This is a genomic window from Pseudomonas sp. LW8 (assembly GCF_041956865.1).
Lineage (GTDB): Bacteria > Pseudomonadota > Gammaproteobacteria > Pseudomonadales > Pseudomonadaceae > Aquipseudomonas > Aquipseudomonas siliginis.
This window is the reverse complement of record NZ_CP168138.1, coordinates 2,821,556-2,839,496: the sequence shown is the minus strand read 5'-3', so window position 1 is coordinate 2,839,496 and position 17,941 is coordinate 2,821,556. Positions and strand designations below refer to the sequence as shown.

18 protein-coding genes are annotated in these 17,941 nt (G+C 60.0%); 9 read left to right on the top strand and 9 right to left on the bottom strand.

Translation table 11 applies throughout. The features are described from left to right. Nucleotides 1-103 precede the first annotated feature (103 nt). Nucleotides 104-1,120 (bottom strand): AraC family transcriptional regulator, encoded by a 1,017-nt coding sequence (locus AB9L16_RS12940; RefSeq protein ID WP_375123701.1) that lies wholly within the window; start codon nt 1,118-1,120, stop codon nt 104-106. A 273-nt stretch (nt 1,121-1,393) separates the two neighbouring features. On the opposite strand from AB9L16_RS12940, the gene efeU reads away from it, so the two are divergent. From efeU to efeO (AB9L16_RS12920), 4 genes are read left to right on the top strand one after another with little or no spacing between them, the layout of a single operon-like run. Next, a complete protein-coding gene (efeU, locus tag AB9L16_RS12935) occupies nt 1,394-2,233 on the top strand; it encodes an iron uptake transporter permease EfeU (RefSeq protein WP_252867594.1) in 840 nt (279 codons plus the stop codon). A gap of 8 nt (nt 2,234-2,241) precedes the next feature. Then, nucleotides 2,242-3,426 carry an iron uptake system protein EfeO gene (gene efeO / locus AB9L16_RS12930; protein WP_375123700.1) on the top strand — a complete coding sequence of 395 codons (1,185 nt, stop codon included), beginning with the start codon at nt 2,242-2,244 and terminating at the stop codon, nt 3,424-3,426. A 17-nt stretch (nt 3,427-3,443) separates the two neighbouring features. Then, complete coding sequence (efeB, locus tag AB9L16_RS12925; RefSeq protein WP_375123699.1) at nt 3,444-4,742, top strand: iron uptake transporter deferrochelatase/peroxidase subunit; 1,299 nt, start codon at nt 3,444-3,446, stop codon at nt 4,740-4,742. Between the two features lie 26 nt (nt 4,743-4,768). Further along, nucleotides 4,769-5,593 (top strand): iron uptake system protein EfeO, encoded by an 825-nt coding sequence (efeO, locus tag AB9L16_RS12920; RefSeq protein ID WP_375123698.1) that lies wholly within the window; start codon nt 4,769-4,771, stop codon nt 5,591-5,593. A 105-nt stretch (nt 5,594-5,698) separates the two neighbouring features. Here the strand turns inward: efeO (AB9L16_RS12920) and pssA are convergent, their stop codons facing one another. After that, the gene (gene pssA / locus AB9L16_RS12915) at nt 5,699-7,042 is read right to left on the bottom strand and encodes a CDP-diacylglycerol--serine O-phosphatidyltransferase (protein WP_122507334.1); all 1,344 of its coding nucleotides are present in this window, start codon (nt 7,040-7,042) and stop codon (nt 5,699-5,701) included. A 215-nt stretch (nt 7,043-7,257) separates the two neighbouring features. Between pssA and AB9L16_RS12910 the strand changes: the two genes are divergently transcribed. The 3 genes from AB9L16_RS12910 (at nt 7,258) to AB9L16_RS12900 (ending at nt 9,387) form a co-directional block, all read left to right on the top strand. Then, on the top strand, nt 7,258-7,821 hold the full coding sequence (locus AB9L16_RS12910; protein ID WP_252876285.1) for a TetR/AcrR family transcriptional regulator: 564 nt from the start codon (nt 7,258-7,260) through the stop codon (nt 7,819-7,821). A 54-nt stretch (nt 7,822-7,875) separates the two neighbouring features. After that, nucleotides 7,876-8,355 (top strand): nuclear transport factor 2 family protein, encoded by a 480-nt coding sequence (locus tag AB9L16_RS12905; protein WP_041480390.1) that lies wholly within the window; start codon nt 7,876-7,878, stop codon nt 8,353-8,355. Nucleotides 8,356-8,607: 252 nt separating this feature from the next. Further along, the gene (locus AB9L16_RS12900; RefSeq protein ID WP_016774706.1) at nt 8,608-9,387 is read left to right on the top strand and encodes a TSUP family transporter; all 780 of its coding nucleotides are present in this window, start codon (nt 8,608-8,610) and stop codon (nt 9,385-9,387) included. Here the strand turns inward: AB9L16_RS12900 and nudC are convergent. The 4 genes from nudC to AB9L16_RS12880 form a co-directional block, all read right to left on the bottom strand. Continuing rightward, the gene (nudC, locus tag AB9L16_RS12895; RefSeq protein WP_375123697.1) at nt 9,355-10,185 is read right to left on the bottom strand and encodes an NAD(+) diphosphatase; all 831 of its coding nucleotides are present in this window, start codon (nt 10,183-10,185) and stop codon (nt 9,355-9,357) included. The genes AB9L16_RS12900 and nudC overlap by 33 nt on opposite strands. Before the next feature lie 7 nt (nt 10,186-10,192). After that, complete coding sequence (locus AB9L16_RS12890) at nt 10,193-11,005, bottom strand: crotonase/enoyl-CoA hydratase family protein (protein WP_310215941.1); 813 nt, start codon at nt 11,003-11,005, stop codon at nt 10,193-10,195. A gap of 205 nt (nt 11,006-11,210) precedes the next feature. Further along, nucleotides 11,211-12,356: a PQQ-dependent sugar dehydrogenase gene (locus AB9L16_RS12885; RefSeq protein ID WP_041480394.1), complete on the bottom strand. Its 1,146-nt coding sequence runs from the start codon at nt 12,354-12,356 to the stop codon at nt 11,211-11,213. 52 nt (nt 12,357-12,408) lie between these two features. Continuing rightward, a complete protein-coding gene (locus AB9L16_RS12880; protein WP_095179998.1) occupies nt 12,409-12,729 on the bottom strand; it encodes a hypothetical protein in 321 nt (106 codons plus the stop codon). A 188-nt stretch (nt 12,730-12,917) separates the two neighbouring features. Between AB9L16_RS12880 and AB9L16_RS12875 the strand changes: the two genes are divergently transcribed. After that, nucleotides 12,918-13,784, top strand: a complete 867-nt coding sequence (locus AB9L16_RS12875) for a Ku protein (RefSeq protein WP_073474486.1) — start codon at nt 12,918-12,920, stop codon at nt 13,782-13,784. A gap of 131 nt (nt 13,785-13,915) precedes the next feature. On the opposite strand, the gene lpxO is transcribed toward AB9L16_RS12875, so the two are convergent. Next, nucleotides 13,916-14,815 (bottom strand): lipid A hydroxylase LpxO, encoded by a 900-nt coding sequence (gene lpxO, locus AB9L16_RS12870; RefSeq protein WP_375123696.1) that lies wholly within the window; start codon nt 14,813-14,815, stop codon nt 13,916-13,918. A gap of 309 nt (nt 14,816-15,124) precedes the next feature. Between lpxO and AB9L16_RS12865 the strand changes: the two genes are divergently transcribed. After that, the gene (locus AB9L16_RS12865; RefSeq protein ID WP_056785950.1) at nt 15,125-15,559 is read left to right on the top strand and encodes a hypothetical protein; all 435 of its coding nucleotides are present in this window, start codon (nt 15,125-15,127) and stop codon (nt 15,557-15,559) included. 33 nt (nt 15,560-15,592) lie between these two features. Here the strand turns inward: AB9L16_RS12865 and AB9L16_RS12860 are convergent, their stop codons facing one another. Both AB9L16_RS12860 and AB9L16_RS12855 read right to left on the bottom strand, forming a co-directional pair. Continuing rightward, the gene (locus AB9L16_RS12860) at nt 15,593-16,537 is read right to left on the bottom strand and encodes a methyltransferase (protein WP_375123695.1); all 945 of its coding nucleotides are present in this window, start codon (nt 16,535-16,537) and stop codon (nt 15,593-15,595) included. Nucleotides 16,538-16,551: 14 nt separating this feature from the next. After that, on the bottom strand, nt 16,552-17,919 hold the full coding sequence (locus tag AB9L16_RS12855) for an iron-containing redox enzyme family protein (RefSeq protein ID WP_375123694.1): 1,368 nt from the start codon (nt 17,917-17,919) through the stop codon (nt 16,552-16,554). Nucleotides 17,920-17,941: the final 22 nt, after the last annotated feature.

The following is a 17,941-nucleotide window of genomic DNA, read 5'->3' as shown; positions in this document are numbered from 1 at the left end:
TTTACCATCAAGTACAAGATCAAAAGATCGCAGCCTTCGGCAGCGCCTACAGGGGAACGCATTTCAAAAATGTGGGAGCGAGCCTGCTCGCGAAGGCGTCGGGTCAGACAACCTCATTGAGGATCAGTGTGCGGTAATGCCCCGGATTCGACCCGGACCACTTGCGAAACGCTTTGTAGAACGAACTGGCATCAGCAAAGCCCAGCCGTGCAGCAATCTCGACGAAACTGATCGAGGGCTCTGCCAGCCAAGTGATTGCCAGCTCTTTGCGCACGCTGTCTTTCAGCCCCTGATAAGTCTGCCCTTCCTCGGCCAGACGCCGGCGTAATGTCGACGCGGACATACAAAGTTGCTGGGCCAGCGCCTCGGTTTCCGGCCATTGCTCGGCGGGCAGCTGTCGCAGATCCTGTTTGATCCGGCTGGCCAGGCTGTCGGGGTCGCGGTACTTGACCAGAATGTTGGCCGGCGCCTGGGCCAGAAAGCGCTTGAGTTCTTCGGCGCTGCGCTTGATCGGCAGATCGAGGCAATCGGCGGAAAAAATCATCCGCGTACGTGGGCGCTCAAACCGCAGGTTCTCCGAGAACATCACCCGATAGTCATCAGTAAAATCCGGTTCGGCGCAGCGCAGTTCAATCGCCAGAATCGGAATCCGCCGCCCGGCCAGCCAGCACGCGACGCCGTGCACGATCATCCAGTAAGTAAAGTAGGTGAAGGCGCGGCGCGGTTCGGCGTCGTCTTCGAGCAGGACGATTTCCGCAAGGCTCTGCTGATGCACCAGTTGCGCCGGCAGTTTTTCCAGCATCAGCGACAGGAACGTCAGACCAGTATCCAGCGCCGCCGCCAGCGTCGGTTGCGCCATGGCGCTGCGACACAAAAACGCCAGGCTGCCGGATTTGAGCGGGCGCGGGTCCATGCCGAAGAACTCGTCATCACCGCGTCGTGCCAGCAGGCGCCAGAGTCTGGCGTATTGCGAGGCCGGCACCCTGCCCTCATCGGCCGCTAACAAAGCCGGATCAATGCCGACCTTGCTCAACGCCTCATTCGTCGCCGCGTCCGGGGCACAACTCTGCAGCAGCGCTTCGCGCACCAGTTGAATGGCAATGGTGTCTTTTTCCGCCATGGAGCGAGATGAGCCTTATTGTTTTTTGGGTGGTGGGCATCTTAACCCAGCTGCTGATTTCACCGCAGGGCCAATGTGGGAGCGAGCCTGCTCGCGAACGCGGTGTGTCAGATAAAGAAATGTCACAGGCATACCGCATTCGCGAGCAGGCTCGCTCCCACAGGAATCACAGTTGTTCAGCTAAGGTTCAGCTAAATGTCAATGAATGCCATTTGGGAATGAGTGTCATTATGTTACAACTTAGCCTCCTATCTAAATCGCTGTGGCTCGCCAATGCTCGTTCCCTTTTTGATCATGTTGCGCGAAGGCATCGAGGCCGCGCTCATCGTCGGCATCATTGCCAGTTACCTGCAACAGACCGGCCGCGGCCAATGGATGCCAGCGGTATGGATCGGCGTCTTCCTCGCCGCCGCCCTTGCCCTGCTGGTCGGCGGTGGCCTGGAGCTGGTCAGCGCTGAATTCCCGCAAAAGCAGCAGGAGTTGTTCGAAGGCGTGGTCGGTCTGGTCGCCGTGGGCATTCTCAGTTCGATGGTGTTCTGGATGCGCAAGGTCGCGCGGTCGATCAAGCACTCGCTGCAAGCCTCGCTGGATCAAGCGCTGACGCAATCCAGGCATCAAGTGATTGCATTGATCGCCATGGTTTTCTTCGCCGTCGCTCGCGAAGGCCTGGAAACCGTATTCTTCCTGCTCGCCGTGTTCCAGCAAAGCGAAGGCCCGGGCGCGCCGATCGGTGCCCTGATCGGCCTGATCCTGGCGGTGATCGTCGGTTTCCTGATCTACAGCGGCAGCATGCGCCTCAATCTCTCGGCGTTCTTCAAGTGGACCGGATTGTTCATCCTCGTGGTCGCCGCCGGAATACTCGCCAACTCGGTGCAGGCGCTGCATGAAGCCGGGCTGTGGAATCACCTGCAAACGGTGCTGTTCGACTTCAGCGCGACGCTGCCGATGGACGGCCCGCTGGGCTCGGTGCTGGCCGGCATGTTCGGTTACCAGGATGCGCCGACCGTCAGCACTCTTGGCGCGTACCTGATTTATCTGCTGCTGGCGCTGGTGATGTTCTTCATGCCCGCGCCGCGCCAGGCGCCGTCAACCACTTCCGTTTCCAGCCAATAAGGCCCTTCATGTCTACTACCCAAACCCCTCCGGCCCTGCGTTGGGCGCTGGCCGGCTCGGTGCTGCTGATGGTCGCCGCCGCCGGGCTGTTCTGGTACGCCTCGAACATGGCCGCCGCCAAGCGTCAGCACAACCACGATGAAATCGTCGTAAACATCCATCCGCACAGTTGCGAGCCAAATGCCCTGACGGTGCCCGCCGGCCGCGCCAGTTTTCGCATCGTCAACCGCTCCGAGCGTGCGGTCGAGTGGGAAATTCTCGACGGCGTGCTGGTGGTCGAAGAGCGGGAAAACATCGCGCCGGGCCTGAGCCAGGTGATCAATGCCAACCTGCAACCGGGCGACTATGCGATCACCTGCGGCTTGCTCAGCAACCCGCGCGGCACTTTGCACGTGACGCCGACGGCAGCCTCGGATGCCGCGGCCAAGGCCAAGCCGTCGATAGTCGCGTTCGTCGGGCCGCTGTCGGAATTTCGCGTGTATCTGGCCGTTCAGGGCAGCGCGTTGATCAAAGCGGCGACGGCGCTGAATCAGGCGATCGCCAGTGGTGATCTGGCGCAGGCGCAAGCGTTGTACCTGCCGGCGCGTGCTGCCTATCAGCGTCTGGCGCCGGCGGCGCAGCGCCTGGCCGAGCTGGACAATCAGATCAATGCCCGCGCCGATTATTTTGAAAAGCGCGAGCAGGATCCCGCCTTTGTCGGTTTCCATCGCCTCGAATACGCGCTGTTCCAGCAGCGCAATCTCGACAACGTTGCGCCGATTGCCCAGCGCTTGCTCGCTGACGTCACCACCCTCAAGCAACAGTTGCTCGCGCAGTCGCTGCCGCCGGAGCAACTGGTGAGTATCGTCGTGCGCAACCTCAACAGCCTCGCCGAGGTGCGCGCTGCCAGCGGCGAAGAGGAGCGCTACAGCCACAGCGACCTCAACGGTTTCGCCGCCAACGCGCAAACCGCGCGCAAGGTCGTCGACCTGTTGCGCCCGATGCTGAGCAAATCCGCTGCTGAGCTGTTACCGAAGATCGACCAGGCGCTGGACGATTTCGACAACCAGCTCAACGCCTTCAAATCCGCCGATGGCTACGTCAGTTACGACGCCGTGACCGCCGCGCAACGCCAGCAGATCGCCGCCAAAGCCGAGGCTCTGGCCACGGCACTGGATGGCATCGACCCCGCCCTCGGCCTTTCCGGCCTGTAAGCAGAAGACCACGACAGATGAACGATTCAGAACCTCTCAACCTGCAACGGCGCCGCGTGCTGATGGGCATGGGCGCCGCCGGTGTCGCCCTTGCCGGATCGGCGCTGAGCTGCCCGGCCATGGCCGCGCTGCCTGCGCAAGTTACCGAAGCGCCGAGCAGCGACAAGACCGAAGACCGCCACGATTTTCACGGTGTGCACCAGGCCGGCATCGTCACCCCGCGCCCGGCCTCCGGGATGCTGGTGGCGTTCGATGTGCTGGCCAGCGATCGCGAAGACCTTGAGCGGCTGTTCCGCACTCTCAACGAACGCATCGCGTTTTTGATGAAGGGCGGCCCGGTCGCGCAGGTCGATCCGAAACTGCCGCCGCTGGACTCTGGCATCCTCGGCCCGGTGGTCACCCCGGACAACCTGACCATCACCGTTTCCGTCGGCGATTCGCTGTTCGACGAGCGCTTCGGTCTGGCGGCGGCAAAGCCCAAGCGTCTGCAACGCATGGTCGGCTTTCCCAATGATGCGCTGGACGCCGATTGCTGCCATGGCGACCTGAGCCTGCAGTTCTGCGCCAACACCGCCGACACCAACATTCACGCCCTGCGCGACATCGTCAAGAACCTGCCCGACCTGCTGCTGGTGCGCTGGAAACAGGAAGGCAGCGTACCGCCGCAAGCGCCGGCCAAACCCGGTGTGCCGGCGCAGTCGGCGCGCAACTTTCTCGGTTTTCGCGACGGTTCGGCCAACCCCGATTCCAACGACGCCAAGGCCATGGAGCGGATTGTTTGGGTGCAACCGGACAGTGACGAACCGGCCTGGGCTGCCCACGGCAGTTATCAAGCGGTGCGCATCATCCGCAACTTCGTCGAGCGCTGGGATCGCACGCCGTTGCAGGAGCAGGAAAGCATTCTCGGCCGGGTCAAGAGCAGCGGCGCGCCCATCGGTGGCCACACTGAAAGCGAAGTGCCGGATTACAGCAAGGATCCGGCCGGCAAGCTGACCAGGCTCGATGCGCACATTCGTCTGGCCAACCCACGCACCGCCGCGACCCAGGCCAATCTGATCCTGCGCCGGCCGTTCAACTACTCCAACGGCGTCAACAAGAACGGCCAGCTCGACATGGGCCTGCTGTTCATCTGTTACCAGGCTGACCTGGAACAAGGCTTCATCACCGTGCAGACCCGCCTCAACGGTGAACCGCTCGAGGAATACCTCAAACCGGTCGGCGGCGGTTACTTCTTCACCCTGCCCGGCGCTACCGGCGATGACGACTTCATCGGTCGCTCGTTACTCGCTGCCACCTCCCAAAACAAAACCGCATGACACCCAACCGACACTGGAGCCGCCCCATGAAAAAGACGCCACTCGCGTTATTGCTGACCCTTGGTTTGCTCAACACCCCGCTGGCGGCGTTCGCCGCGACCGCGCCGCTGGATCTGGTGGGGCCGGTGTCGGACTACAAGATTTACGTCACCGAGAAACTCGATGAGCTGGCCAGCCAAACCCAGCAGTTCACCGACGCGGTGAAGAAAGGCGATCTGGCCACCGCGCAGAAGCTCTACGCGCCGACGCGGGTGTATTACGAGTCGATCGAGCCGATTGCCGAGCTGTTCAGCGATCTCGATGCGTCCATCGACTCGCGCGTTGACGATCACGAAAAAGGCGTTAAGTCCGAGGACTTCACTGGCTTTCACCGGATCGAATATTCGTTGTTCGCGGAGAAGTCCACTAAGGGCCTGGATGCATTGGCCGACGGTTTGAACAAAGACGTGCAGGACCTGCAAACCCGTGTGGCCGGTCTGACCTTCCCGCCAGAGAAGGTCGTCGGCGGCGCTGCTGCGCTGTTGGAAGAAGTCGCGGCGACGAAGATTTCCGGCGAGGAAGACCGCTACAGCCACACCGACCTGTACGACTTCCAGGGCAACATCGACGGGGCGAAGAAGATCGTTGATCTGTTCCGTCCGCAGATCGAACAGCAGGACAAGGCGTTTGTTGCCAAGGTCGACAAGAACTTCGCCACGGTCGACAAGATCCTCGCCAAGTACAAAACGGCAGATGGCGGGTTTGAGACCTATGACAAAGTGAAGGACAACGACCGCAAAGCGCTGGTCGGGCCGGTGAATACGCTGGCGGAGGATCTTTCGATGATGCGCGGGAAGTTGGGTCTGAACTGATTTTTTAGCCTCTGGTCTGGCCCCTTCGCGAGCAGGCTCGCTCCCACAGTTGGAATGCATTTCCCTGTGGGAGCGAGCCTGCTCGCGAAAGCAATTCCGGACGCGCTAGAGAATCCTGTAGAGCAACCGCTCAATCCTCACCCGACTCACCCGCTTGAGAAACTTCGCCACCCCTGCCGGGTAATCCGGCAGCGTTTCAAGCGTCTGGAAGTTATCGATCCGCGTGGTATGGCGGAAGATGTTTTCCAGCTCTTTCGCCCGTGGCTCCAGCCACTCGCCTTTCGGGTCTTCAATCAGCAGCGCGTTTTCCAGATCGAGACGGAATGCGCGCGGGTTGAGGTTGTTGCCGGTCAGCAAGGTGTAACGCTGATCGATCCACATGCCTTTAAGGTGATAGGTGTTGTCACCGTCGCGCCACAAGTGCAGGTTCAACTGGCCACTGTCGATGCTGTGCTGATGGCGTTTGGCGAAGCGGCGCAGGCTGATCTCGTACAGATACGGCAGCGCGGCGATCACTTTGAACGGCTCGCTCGGCGGAATGTAAAAATCGTTGGCGGTCTTGTCGCCGACCACAATGTCTATCTTCACGCCACGGGCCAGCGCGCGGTTGATCTCACGGATCACGCCCAGGGGCAGGTTGAAGTACGGAGTGCAGATGGTCAGCTGCTTTTGCGCGCTGGCGATCAGTTCCAGAATCGCCCGGTTCAGCGGGTTGTTCTTGCCGACGCCGAGCAGTGGCGTGACCGACAGCCCTTCTCGGCTGGTGCTGCCGGCGCCGGTGTCATAAGTCGCGTATTTGAGACGGCTGCGCAGGTCGCCGATGTCGTTGCGCAGGCTGCGGGTAGTCGGCAGGTTGGGCAGGTCGAGGCGGTGCACGGCTTTCGATTCGATCAGGCCGTGCTTGACCAGATGATGCATCGAATCCGCGAGCTCGCGACTGTGCAGCACGTGGTAGCGGTCGAAGCGGTACTTGTCGAGTTTGTGCAGGTAGACGTTGTTCAGGCTCGCGCCGCTGTAGACCACCTTGTCGTCAATCACGAAGCCTTTGAGGTGCAGCACGCCGAACAACTCGCGGGTCTGCACCGGCACGCCGTAGATCGGCACTTCGCTCTGATGCGTGCGGGTCATGTCCTGATACCAGGCGGCGTTGCCCGGCTGCTTGCCAGCGCCGATCAGGCCGCGCTGGGCACGCAACCAGTCGACCACCACGGCGATTTCCAGCTCGGGACGCTTGAGCTTGGCTGCGTGCAGGGCATCGAGGATTTCCTGACCGGCTTCGTCCTGCTGCAGATACAGCGCAACGATGTAGATGCGCTGGGTCGCTGCGGCGATTTGCTCAAGCAGGCAGCGTCGGAATTCGGCAGCACTGGACAGAATGCTCACCGCCTCGGCGGTCAGCGCGAAGCTGCGCAGTTTGGGCAGCAGAGAACGTTTGAAAAGCAACGGCATAAGGCTCGCAAGGTTCGATTCCGAAGAGTTTGAGAGCTTACACCATCGTCTGCGCCGGGTCTTGTCAGTGTCCGTAATGGCCCCTTCGCGAGCAGGCTCGCTCCCACCGTTGAAATGCATTCCCCTGTGGGAGCGAGCCTGCTCGCGAAAGCGTTTTCACACACGCTGAAGAAATTCGCTTGACCAAGGAGAACAGTCGTTCTACTGTTCGCCACATGAACGAATCAATCAGCAATGACACACGCGACATCATTCTGGATGTCACCGAAAAGTTGATCTACAAAAGTGGCATCGCTGCCACCAGCATGGATCTGCTGGTGAAGACCGCCGGCGTCTCCAGAAAAAGCATCTACCGTTACTTTGCCGACAAGGACGCACTCGTTGTCGCGGCCCTTCAGCGACGCGATGTTCGCTGGATGCACTGGTTCACAAGTGCTGTCGACCAGGCCAAGACTCCGGCCGATCGTCTGCTCAACCTGTTTACCGTGCTCAAGGGCTGGTTCGACTCGGAAGGCTTTCGCGGCTGCGCCTTCATCAACACCAGCGGCGAAACCGGTGATCCACAGGATCCAGTGCGGCTGGTGGCCAAAGAACACAAACAGAAGCTGCTCGACTACGTGTGCGAGCTATGTACCGAATATGGTGCCGAGGATCCGCAACTATTGGCCAGACAGTTGCTGATCCTGATTGAAGGCGCCATTACCATAGCGCTTGTGATGGGTGATCACAGTGCCGCCGATAATGCGCAATGCATGGCGCGAAAGTTATTGGGCCTGTAACTCTTAATAAGCCGGACTTGTTGTTCATACATTAAATGAAACAGGAGATTGAACATGTCGACTGCAGCCCAGGTACGTCCGCCATTGCCGCCATTCAACCATGCGTCAGCGATCGAGAAGGTGCGTCTGGCCGAAGATGGCTGGAACACCCGCGATCCGGAAAAGGTTTCGCTCGCCTATACCCTCGACACCAAATGGCGCAATCGCGCCGAGTTTGCCAACAACCGCGAAGAGGCCAAGGCGTTTCTGACGCGCAAATGGGCGAAGGAACTGGATTATCGCTTGATCAAAGAACTCTGGGCCTACTCCGATACGCGTATCGCGGTGCGTTATGCCTATGAATGGCACGACGATTCGGGCAACTGGTTCCGCTCGTACGGCAACGAGAACTGGGAGTTCGATGACAACGGCCTGATGTTCCAGCGCTATGCCTGCATCAATGACATGCCGATCAAGGAAAGCGAGCGCAAATTCCATTGGCCGCTGGGCCGCCGACCGGATGATCATCCGGGGCTGAGCGAACTCGGTCTCTAAAGCCAACCCACCCCTGTGTAGGAGCTGCCGAAGGCTGCGATCTTTTGATCTTGATTTGATCGTTCCCACGCGCAGCATCCGGGGCGCTCCGCGCCCCAGAAGATCGCAGCCTTCGGCAGCTCCTACACAGGAATGTATTCCAGACTGTAATTGACGACGGCATGCTCTGGCTCGCCGCAACAGTTCGATACAGGTAACATAACCGCCCTCCCCGCAGCCCACGTTCTGCGCCTTGCCGAATAAGCCGACTCCATGCCTTTCGAACTCAGCGTTGACCTCACCACCCTGGCCATTCTGGCTGCTGTTGCTTTCCTTGCCGGTTTCATCGATGCCATCGCTGGCGGTGGCGGTCTGTTGACCACGCCGGCGCTGCTGACGGCGGGCCTGCCGCCGCATCTGGTGCTGGGCACCAACAAGCTGAGCTCGACCTTCGGTTCGGCGACCGCCAGCTTCACCTTCTACAAACGCAAACTGTTTCATCCACGCCAGTGGACCCACGCGATTGTCGGCACCCTGGTCGGCGCGCTTACTGGCGCGGTGGTTGCGCATTACCTGCCGGCCGAGTGGCTGAACAAGATGCTGCCGGTGATCGTTTTCGCCTGTGGCCTGTATTTGCTGTTTGGCGGCACGCCGAAAGCGCCGCTGGACAGCGACGCGCCGATCAAAAAGAAATGGCAATCGACCCAAGGCTTCAGCCTCGGCTTCTACGATGGCGTGGCCGGCCCCGGCACGGGCGCGTTCTGGACCGTGAGCAGTCTGCTGCTGTACCCGATCGACCTGGTCAAGGCCAGCGGCGTAGCGCGCAGCATGAACTTTGTCAGCAACATCGCAGCGCTGTCGGTGTTCATCTTCTCCGGTCAGGTCGACTGGATCATTGGCCTGTGCATGGGCCTGTCGGTGATGGTCGGGGCCTTCTTCGGCGCGCGCACCGCAATCAGCGGCGGGGCCAAATTCATTCGTCCAGTGTTCATCACCGTCGTGCTCGGCTTGACCGTGCGTCTAGCCTGGCAACACTGGTTCAGCGTGGCCTAAGCGCCGCGCGACGTAGACGTCGATCAGGTAACGGGCAATCGAACGCGACGCCGGCAACGGCGGCAAGTCATGCACGTTGAACCACTGGGCGTCCTCGATCTCGTCTTCCTGACAGACAATTTCGCCACCGGCATATTCGGCATGGAAGCCGAGCATCATCGAATGCGGGAACGGCCAGCACTGGCTGCCGATGTACTGGATGTTCTTCACTTCGATCTGCACTTCTTCACGCACTTCGCGAATCAGGCAATCCTCGGCCGATTCCCCCGGCTCGGCGAAGCCGGCCAGCGTGCTGTAAACCCCGGTGACGAAACGCGGCGAGCGCGCCAGAAGGATTTCGTCGCCACGGGTGATCAGCACGATCATGCTTGGTGAAATGCGCGGATAACTGCGCAGATCGCACGGCTGGCAATACATCGCTCGTTCGCGCGGGACTTGCGTCATTGGCTGGCCGCAGTTGCCGCAGAAGCGTTGCTCTCGTGCCCAAGTGCCGATCTGAGCGGCATAACCGAGCACTTTGTACAGCGTGTGATCGCCTTCGAGCATGAACGCTCGCAGCCCCTTCCAGCCGCAACCGGGCACATCGCTGACGCTGTGCAACTCAAGCAGATAGACCGGTTCGCCGTCGAGATGACCAATCCCGTGCTCAGCGAGGACTGAAAGGTCCTGGCGCTTGAGCCACTCGCGCGGGAACAGTGCGCCGTTGTCATCGAACAGGAAGCCTTCGGGGCTGCGCGCTACGGCCCAGCCGCCGGGTTGATCGGTGTCGAGTACTGCAGTGGTCCAGCGAGAGATCATGATTAACTCAATCCAGAAATTCGGGTTTCTGTTTGCTCATGTGGGCGGCCATGGCCACGCGCAGATCGGTGGATTGCAGCATGGCGGCGTTCCAGGTGGCAACGTATTCAAGACCATCGTCGATGCGATGGTCGCGCATGTAGCTGATCATTTCCTTGGTACCGGTCACGGCGATCGGCGACTTCGCAGCGATGTCACGGGCAATGCCGAACACGCCTTCGAGCAGCGTGTCCTTATCGCCGTAGACGCGATTGACCAGGCCCATGCTGCGTGCTTCCTCGGCGCCAAAGGTGCGACCGGTGTAAGCCAGTTCACGCAGCATGCCGTCTCCGATGATTCGCGGCAACCGTTGCAACGTGCCGACATCAGCGGCCATGCCGATGTCAATTTCCTTGATGGAAAATTGCGCGTCCTCGGCGGCATAACGCATGTCACAGGCGGCGATCAGATCGATTGCCCCGCCCAGGCAATAGCCCTGAATTGCAGCAAGCACCGGTTTGCGGCAATTGTCGACGGCGTTGAACGAGGCTTGCAGATTGAGAATCTTGCGCCGCAACAGGCGCGCATTACGGCCCACGTCCTTGCCCAGTTCATTGGCGACACCGGCGAGCATCATCAGGTCGATGCCCGATGAAAAATGCTTGCCGTTACCGCTGAGCACCACCACGCGGACTTCGTCGGTATCGTCAACCCAGTGAAAGATTTCGACGATTTCGCTCCAGAACGCCGCGTTCATTGCGTTGATCTTTTCCGGGCGATTGATCTGCACATGGGCGATGTTGTCGGCCAGTTCGACGCTGAAGGCGGAGTATTGAGTCATGGCAGTGATCCTTTACCGGGCTGGGAAATAAGCCTCGAACTATAACAAGGCAAGGGGGCGGCGGTTCGGCCAAATGCGGGACTGCCCGAAGTCTGCGCAAGATGCGCGGGCCTCTTCGCGAGCAGACTCGCTCCCACAGGGAGACTGCATTTCAATGTGGGAGCGAGCCTGCTCGCGAAGGCGTCGGATCATTCACCGCACGCAATTATTTCAGCCCCAGCCTGTAAAGCGAGCCATTCTCTTCATCTGTCAGCACATACAGATAGCCATCCGGTCCTTGGCGCACGTCACGGATACGCTGATTCAACTCACCCAGCAAACGCTCCTCATGGACCACCTTGTCACCATCGAATTGCAGGCGAATCAGTTCCTGGGACACCAGTGCGCCGATAAACGCGTTGTGCTGCCACGGCGTGAAGCGATCGGCGTCATAGAAGGCCATGCCGGTAACCCCGGGGGATTTTTCCCAGACATGGTGCGGCGCCACGGTGCCTTCAGCAGTTTTGCCCTTCGCCTCAGGAATCGGTTGCATCGAGTAGTTGATGCCATGGGTCGCCAACGGCCAGCCGTAGTTCTTGCCACGTTCGATGATGTTCACTTCGTCGCCGCCACGTGGCCCGTGCTCGTTCTCCCACAGCGTGCCGGTCCACGGATTGAGCGCCGCGCCTTGCGGGTTACGCAGGCCGTAGGACCAGATTTCAGGCCTGACACCGGATTGGCCAACAAAAGGGTTATCGTCCGGCACCTTGCCATCCGGGAAGATGCGTACGACTTTGCCTTGCAACTTGTCGAGGTCCTGCGCAGTCGGCCGATCGTTGTTTTCGCCCAGGGTGATGAACAGATACCCGTCGCGATCGAACACCAGCCGTGAACCGAAGTGGTTGCTCACCGACAGCTTCGGTTCCTGACGGAAGATCACATTGAAGTCCTTCAGCGTCTTCAGGTCATCGGAAAGCCGTCCGCGCCCTACCGCCGTACCAGCCTTGCCGCCCTCACCACCGCCTTCGGCATAGGACAGGTAAACCATGCGGTCCTGCTTGAAGTCTGGCGACAGCGCCACATCAAGCAAACCGCCCTGCCCTTTGGCCCAGACTTGCGGCACGCCACTGATCGGCTCCGACAGTTTGCCGTCCTTGCTCACAACGCGCAGATGACCCGGACGTTCGGTCACCAGCATGCCCTTCTGATCAGGCAGAAACGCCAGTGCCCAGGGATGTTCCAGGCCTTGGGCAATGGTGGTGACTTCAAGAATGCCCTGTTCGCTTTTCAGCTCTTTGGGCGCGGCGGCGAACGCCGGGGCACTGATCAGCGCGGCGGCGCAGCAGGTGGCTAGTAGGGTTTTACGCAACATGCACGATTCCTTTTGTTCGTGTGAAAGGCTGACAGAACATCAGTCCTGCCGTTCAACGGTTGTTGCCGGTGCCCCGTGAGGGCGGGTTGGGAATGAAGGTTGGCGGATTGCTCGGCACCGAACGAATCGGTTGACCATTGCCGATGCCGCGATTTTCAACGGTCGGCTGACGTGGCACGGGAACGGTGTTCGGCCCGCGAAGCGGCGGAGCGCTGGGCTGGGTGCCCTGCATGCTGTTGGGATTGGCCCGGCGGATCGGGCTGTTGTAGGGATTGTTGCTGTTGCCGGTGGGGCTTTGTGCGAGCACGACATCGGCATGAACCAGGCCACCACTTAAGGCGAGGACGGCGATGCCAATCAGAAACCGGTTCATGGGAATACCTCTCGATGTGCGTGGACTAGAGCCTTGGAGCCCACGCTACGCCGTGGGTTCGGATTTGTTAACCCTCGCGCCTTAAACAACATGTAACACGGCTTGACCATACCGTTGGAAGCCGCGCAATCACTGGAAACTTTCTCACCGCGCCACGGGTCACCTGATCATCACTCGGAGGACAGGTCATGGCTCGGGCAATCTGGAAAGGCGCAATCAGTTTTGGACTGGTACACATCCCCGTGGCGCTGGTTTCAGCGACGTCGTCCCAAGGCGTGGACTTCGACTGGCTCGACAGCCGCAGCATGGACCCGGTGGGCTACAAACGCATCAACAAGGTCACCGGCAAGGAAGTCACCAAAGAGAACATCGTCAAAGGCGTGGCCTACGAAAAGGGCCGCTACGTGGTGCTCAGCGAGGAAGAAATCCGCTCGGCGCACCCCGTCTCGACACAGACCATCGACATTTTCTCTTTCGTCGACGCCGAGCAGATTCCGCTGCAGAACATCGATACGCCCTACTATTTGGCGCCAGACAAGCGCGGCGGCAAGGTCTACGCGTTGCTGCGCGAAACCCTGAGCAAAACCAACAAGGTCGCCCTCGCCCGCGTCGTCTTGCACACGCGCCAATATCTGGCCGCGTTGATGCCGCTGGAGTCGGCGCTGGTTCTGGTGAAACTGCGCTGGCCGCAGGAAGTGCGCAGTCTTGATGAACTGGCGCTGGGCAGTGAAGTGACCAAGCCGCAATTGGCCAAGGGTGAGCTGGACATGGCCAAACGTCTGGTTGAAGACATGACCTCGGAGTGGTCGCCTGAGGACTACAAGGACGAGTTCGAAGACAAGATCATGGCGCTGGTCGAGAAAAAAGCCCACGAAGGCAAGATCGAGGACGTCGAGACCACCACTGGCGAGGAAGAACGCAAGACTGCCGATGTTATCGACTTGACCGAGCTGCTCAAACGCAGCCTCGGCGGCAAGGCACCGGCCAAGCCCAAGGCCAAATCAACCAGTAAGGCGGCGCCGGCGAAGAAGACTCGGAAGGCGTCCGGGGAGTAAGCGTTGGGCCAGCTAGAGGTATGTTTGAAGTGAGGCCGCCTTCGCGAGCAGGCTCGCTCCCACAGGGAAACGCATTTCAAAATGTGGGAGCGAGCCTGCTCGCGAAGAGGCCGGTACTGACACCGCAAGTCTCAGATCAGAATAAAGATCGCCAACAACGCCGCAAAAATCGCCCACTTCTCCATGTAATACCGCGTACGGTTGCGTTTCTTCAGCTCTTTGCCGCGCAAACGGATCTTGTAGATCTTGGTAAACAAGCGGTTGATACCACCGGTCTTGTCCCCCGCATCATTCGGCGCGCCTGCCGCTGACATCACGGTGCGGCTGAACCAGCGGTTGAACGCCGCCGCCCAGCGGTACTTCAACGGCCGTTCAATATCACAGAACAGAATGATCCGGTTCTGGTCCGTGGTGTTTTCGGCGTAATGAATAAACGTCTCGTCGAACATCACCGCTTCGCCATCGCGCCAGTGATAGTTCTCGCCGTCGACATTGATATAGCAGCCAGGATCGTTCGGCGTATCCAGACCCAGGTGATAACGATAGGAACCGGCGTACGGATCGCGGTGGCGCACCAGCTTCGAGCCCGGTGGCAGCTCGGCAAACATCGCCGCCTTGATCGAGCCGATGCTCTGCACCAATTCAGTGGTGCGCGGGCACAGCTTCATCGCCGATGGGTGACTGTCGCCGTACCACTTGAGGTAGAAGCGCTTCCAGCCAGTCTTGAAGAAGGAATTGAAACCGACATCGTCGTATTGATTCGAGCGCTTGATCTCGCCGGCACGCAGCAGATTCTGGCCTTCCTCGCGAATCTCTTGCCAGTGCGCCTGCAACGGGCTCAGATCCGGGAAATCCGCCGGATTCAGGTACGGCTTGTTGGGAATCTTCGAAAACAGATAGAGGAAGCAGTTGACCGGCGCGAGAAACGTCGAGTGGTCACTCAATTGCCGCCCCAGCTTGTGGCGCACGCGTCCACGCAAGTGAACGTAAGCAATGGAGATGACATAAACAGCGGCAATGATGAGTTTCACGGAAAAGGGTCACACGTCAAAAGTGAACAAACTGCGCGCGTGGCGACCTGAGGCCCAGCGTCTTATGCAGCGGTCTTGATGCACAGGGCGCGTCCATGGCCCGCGCCGTTTCCGGGCGCTCGGTGAAAGGGTGGCATTTTAGCCACAGTTCGTAACCGATAGTGAACCCTCAACTGTGAAAAACTGTCTTGCGCGTTTGCGTGTAAAGCTCCAGCACACTTGAATCCATACAAACGCCCGTTGCTCATTTCGATGGAACCACGCTTGGCACGCGCTCCTCTATCGCTTACCAATAACGGAGGAACCCCCATGATCGCCCCACAAACCGGTATGAAACCAGGTCAGCGCTATCGCATTGAAAGCGTCGAGCGCGCGCCGCAATTCTCTGGATTTTTTCTCGATGGAAAGTATTACCTGGGACCTGAGTTGCAGACCGCCGTCGGCTGGCTTGAAGGGCAAATGTTTTTCTACGACCAGCTCGACCCTACCGGTGAGCCGGTTTATCCGGGCAGGATTGCCGGCACGATCGAAGGGCTGACGCTGGTGATGCCGGACGGCTTACGCCTGGAGATCGAAGAAGCGCCTTATCTGGCGGAACCTCTTGCGCCGGTGCGCGCCTCCCTCACCGGGCGCATCGAGCGTATCTCGCGGCAGCCGATTCGCCCTTCGCCGCTGTTGGTAGCCGGGGCCGCGATGTTGGTAGGTGTTTGCCTGCTGACGATCTCGCGCATCAGAAATCGCTGAAGGCCACCGCGCGAGCGGTGGCCCAACTATCGGTCACTGCTCGCGGGTTACCGTCAGTGCGACCACGGCGATGCGCTCGGCGCGCTCATATTCAGGCTTGAGCAGTTCCTCACTGAACACATCCGGATCGAGTTCACGATAAGTCCAGCCAAAACGCTCGCCCTCGAGCAAAGGCGCCACGGCCTCGCGGAACGGGTCCTGCCCGGCGACGATCGCCACGCCGGTGTACACCAGCAACGTGCCGCCGACTTCCAGACGTGGTAACGCCTCACGCACGATACGCACCGACAAGCCCTCGCCCAGCGCCCCGCCGCCGTGGCGATAAGCGCGCTGTTGCTGGTCGTTCATATACGGCGGGTTGGCGATGATCAAGTCGAACTGACCTTCGACACTGGCGAGCAGATCGCTGTGGTACACCGACACGTTGTTGGCCCCGGCCAGCTCAGCGTTGACGGCACTCATGCGCAACGCCTGCGGATTGATATCCACCGCCAGCACTTGGGCATCCGGCCTTGCTTTGGCGATGAGCACCGCCCCGGCGCCGCTGCCGCAGCCGATGTCTACTGCGCGCCTGATCGGCGAAAAGCGCTGCTGCAACTGCGCTTCGATGGCCTGAGCGAAACGGTAGGTATCCGGACCGAAGAACACCGCATCGCTCGCGGTTGTCGGGAAGGCGGAATGAGCGAACAACCGCTCATTGAGCGTCGACCAGCGCACTTGACTGCGCCACACCGCGCCGTCGCGTGCAACTAAACCAGCCTGTTCCAGACTGGCCAGTTCGTCTGCGCTGAACAGCTCGGAAGGGAACGGCATGGACCAACCGAACACGTCACGCAGATCCTTCGCCAGCGGCGTGGCGAAGCGCTGCAAATAATGTTCGTGGGTCAACGGCGTTGGGGTAATGAAGTGATAACCGCTGTCGAGCAGGCGCTTGCCCAGCTCGAACAGCGCTCTGTCCGATGTTTCTTGTGCCGACATGAAGCCTCCTTGTTTCAACGCAAGCGGGCGCGCAGTTGCATGAAGCGACGCGTCGCGAAAAGTCCGGCCGGACGCCAGTGCCGCTGGGGTTGCAGCCATGGCATCAACAATGACATCTGTTCTGCGGCAGGCTTGTCGGCCAGTGCCGCTTCCAGGTTGAGCAGATCGGCGTCATCGTCAAAGGTTTCTTCGACGGCAGCTTCGCGGCGTACGTAAGGCCGAGGCCGGGAGGCCGGGCAATCCTGAGTGATCCAGTCGCGCAACAGCTGTTTCTCATAGCCATTGAACACCCCGAACATCGCCGCATCGCTGCCGTCGATCAAACGCCAGAAACGACTTTCTTCCACCGCCTCGCCACGCTTGATCCAGCTCTTGCGCTCCAGAGCCGCGAGGAATTCGCCCATTTGCCCCGGCGTGGCCAGCCATTGATTGATAGTGCGATTTTCGATGCGGCAGTAATCGGAATGCATGTGCCGGCCAAAAACAGCTTTGCGCTCAAGCATGGCGATGACTTCGTGGTCCAGATCGAACTCTGTGATCACCGCGGTTGTGCCTTTGCCGACATCATTGAGGCGATAACCGACAGCCATGCGCCGGTAGAACTCATCGCGTTCATCGCCAAGTGGCAACAGCTCGAGCATTGATTGCACTGCCTTGCGCGCATGGCCGGTGCTGGCGTTGTCGATGGTCACGTGCAGGCGGAAATAGTGCGGATCGATGCCCAGCTCCGCTAGCTCATAAGCACTGATCAACAAGTGCAGCGGCAGTTGCTCGTAGCCGAGGTTGAAGCCGATGACTTCTGGCAGAAACTGCCCGCCGAAACGTCCCAGTGCCAGCTGCACCGCGCCTTGCAGAAAATACTCGTCGGCAAGACCGCTCAGATCAGAGCATTCATGCTCGGCGAGCAGCTTGCGATAGATCACCACATGATTCTGCCGTGGCACGCCCTCGCCCAGCTCTTCAAGATAGGTATCGAGCAAATCGTCGAAACGCGGGTCCTGCCACTGCGGCAACAGCCCGGCCAGCCAGGCGCCATCGACCTCTTTGGTCGGTGCCACATGCAGAATGAAATACAACGCGTGGGATTTGTTGCGGAAATAGCGGCGCGGCGCGCCCTGCTGACGTTGTTCGAGGTAATCGGCGTACTCGGCCGCCACGCTGGCGCAGCGGGTTTCCGACCATTGCAGCAGCTTTTCGGCGCTGCCCGGCAAATCGTCAGACAGCGCAGCCGCCTTGCTCAGCTGCCGGCGCAGGAAGTCCAGTGCCGCACGATCAACCGTGGAGTCTTCCGCCAGCAATCGGTCATAGAGCCGGCGCTCAGTATCCGCCGGCGTGGATGTTTTACCCGAAGACTTCCTGGTCGGGATTTCGATCAGCGACATGACTCATTCCCCTGCGTTATTG

Coding starts and splice junctions, on each gene's coding strand:
- AB9L16_RS12940 (WP_375123701.1), bottom strand. CDS start 1,120: ATGGCGGAAAAAGACACCATTGCCATTCAACTGGTGCGCGAAGCGCTG.
- efeU (WP_252867594.1), top strand. CDS start 1,394: ATGCTCGTTCCCTTTTTGATCATGTTGCGCGAAGGCATCGAGGCCGCG.
- efeO (WP_375123700.1), top strand. CDS start 2,242: ATGTCTACTACCCAAACCCCTCCGGCCCTGCGTTGGGCGCTGGCCGGC.
- efeB (WP_375123699.1), top strand. CDS start 3,444: ATGAACGATTCAGAACCTCTCAACCTGCAACGGCGCCGCGTGCTGATG.
- efeO (WP_375123698.1), top strand. CDS start 4,769: ATGAAAAAGACGCCACTCGCGTTATTGCTGACCCTTGGTTTGCTCAAC.
- pssA (WP_122507334.1), bottom strand. CDS start 7,042: ATGCCGTTGCTTTTCAAACGTTCTCTGCTGCCCAAACTGCGCAGCTTC.
- AB9L16_RS12910 (WP_252876285.1), top strand. CDS start 7,258: ATGAACGAATCAATCAGCAATGACACACGCGACATCATTCTGGATGTC.
- AB9L16_RS12905 (WP_041480390.1), top strand. CDS start 7,876: ATGTCGACTGCAGCCCAGGTACGTCCGCCATTGCCGCCATTCAACCAT.
- AB9L16_RS12900 (WP_016774706.1), top strand. CDS start 8,608: ATGCCTTTCGAACTCAGCGTTGACCTCACCACCCTGGCCATTCTGGCT.
- nudC (WP_375123697.1), bottom strand. CDS start 10,185: ATGATCTCTCGCTGGACCACTGCAGTACTCGACACCGATCAACCCGGC.
- AB9L16_RS12890 (WP_310215941.1), bottom strand. CDS start 11,005: ATGACTCAATACTCCGCCTTCAGCGTCGAACTGGCCGACAACATCGCC.
- AB9L16_RS12885 (WP_041480394.1), bottom strand. CDS start 12,356: ATGTTGCGTAAAACCCTACTAGCCACCTGCTGCGCCGCCGCGCTGATC.
- AB9L16_RS12880 (WP_095179998.1), bottom strand. CDS start 12,729: ATGAACCGGTTTCTGATTGGCATCGCCGTCCTCGCCTTAAGTGGTGGC.
- AB9L16_RS12875 (WP_073474486.1), top strand. CDS start 12,918: ATGGCTCGGGCAATCTGGAAAGGCGCAATCAGTTTTGGACTGGTACAC.
- AB9L16_RS12865 (WP_056785950.1), top strand. CDS start 15,125: ATGATCGCCCCACAAACCGGTATGAAACCAGGTCAGCGCTATCGCATT.
- AB9L16_RS12860 (WP_375123695.1), bottom strand. CDS start 16,537: ATGTCGGCACAAGAAACATCGGACAGAGCGCTGTTCGAGCTGGGCAAG.
- AB9L16_RS12855 (WP_375123694.1), bottom strand. CDS start 17,919: ATGTCGCTGATCGAAATCCCGACCAGGAAGTCTTCGGGTAAAACATCC.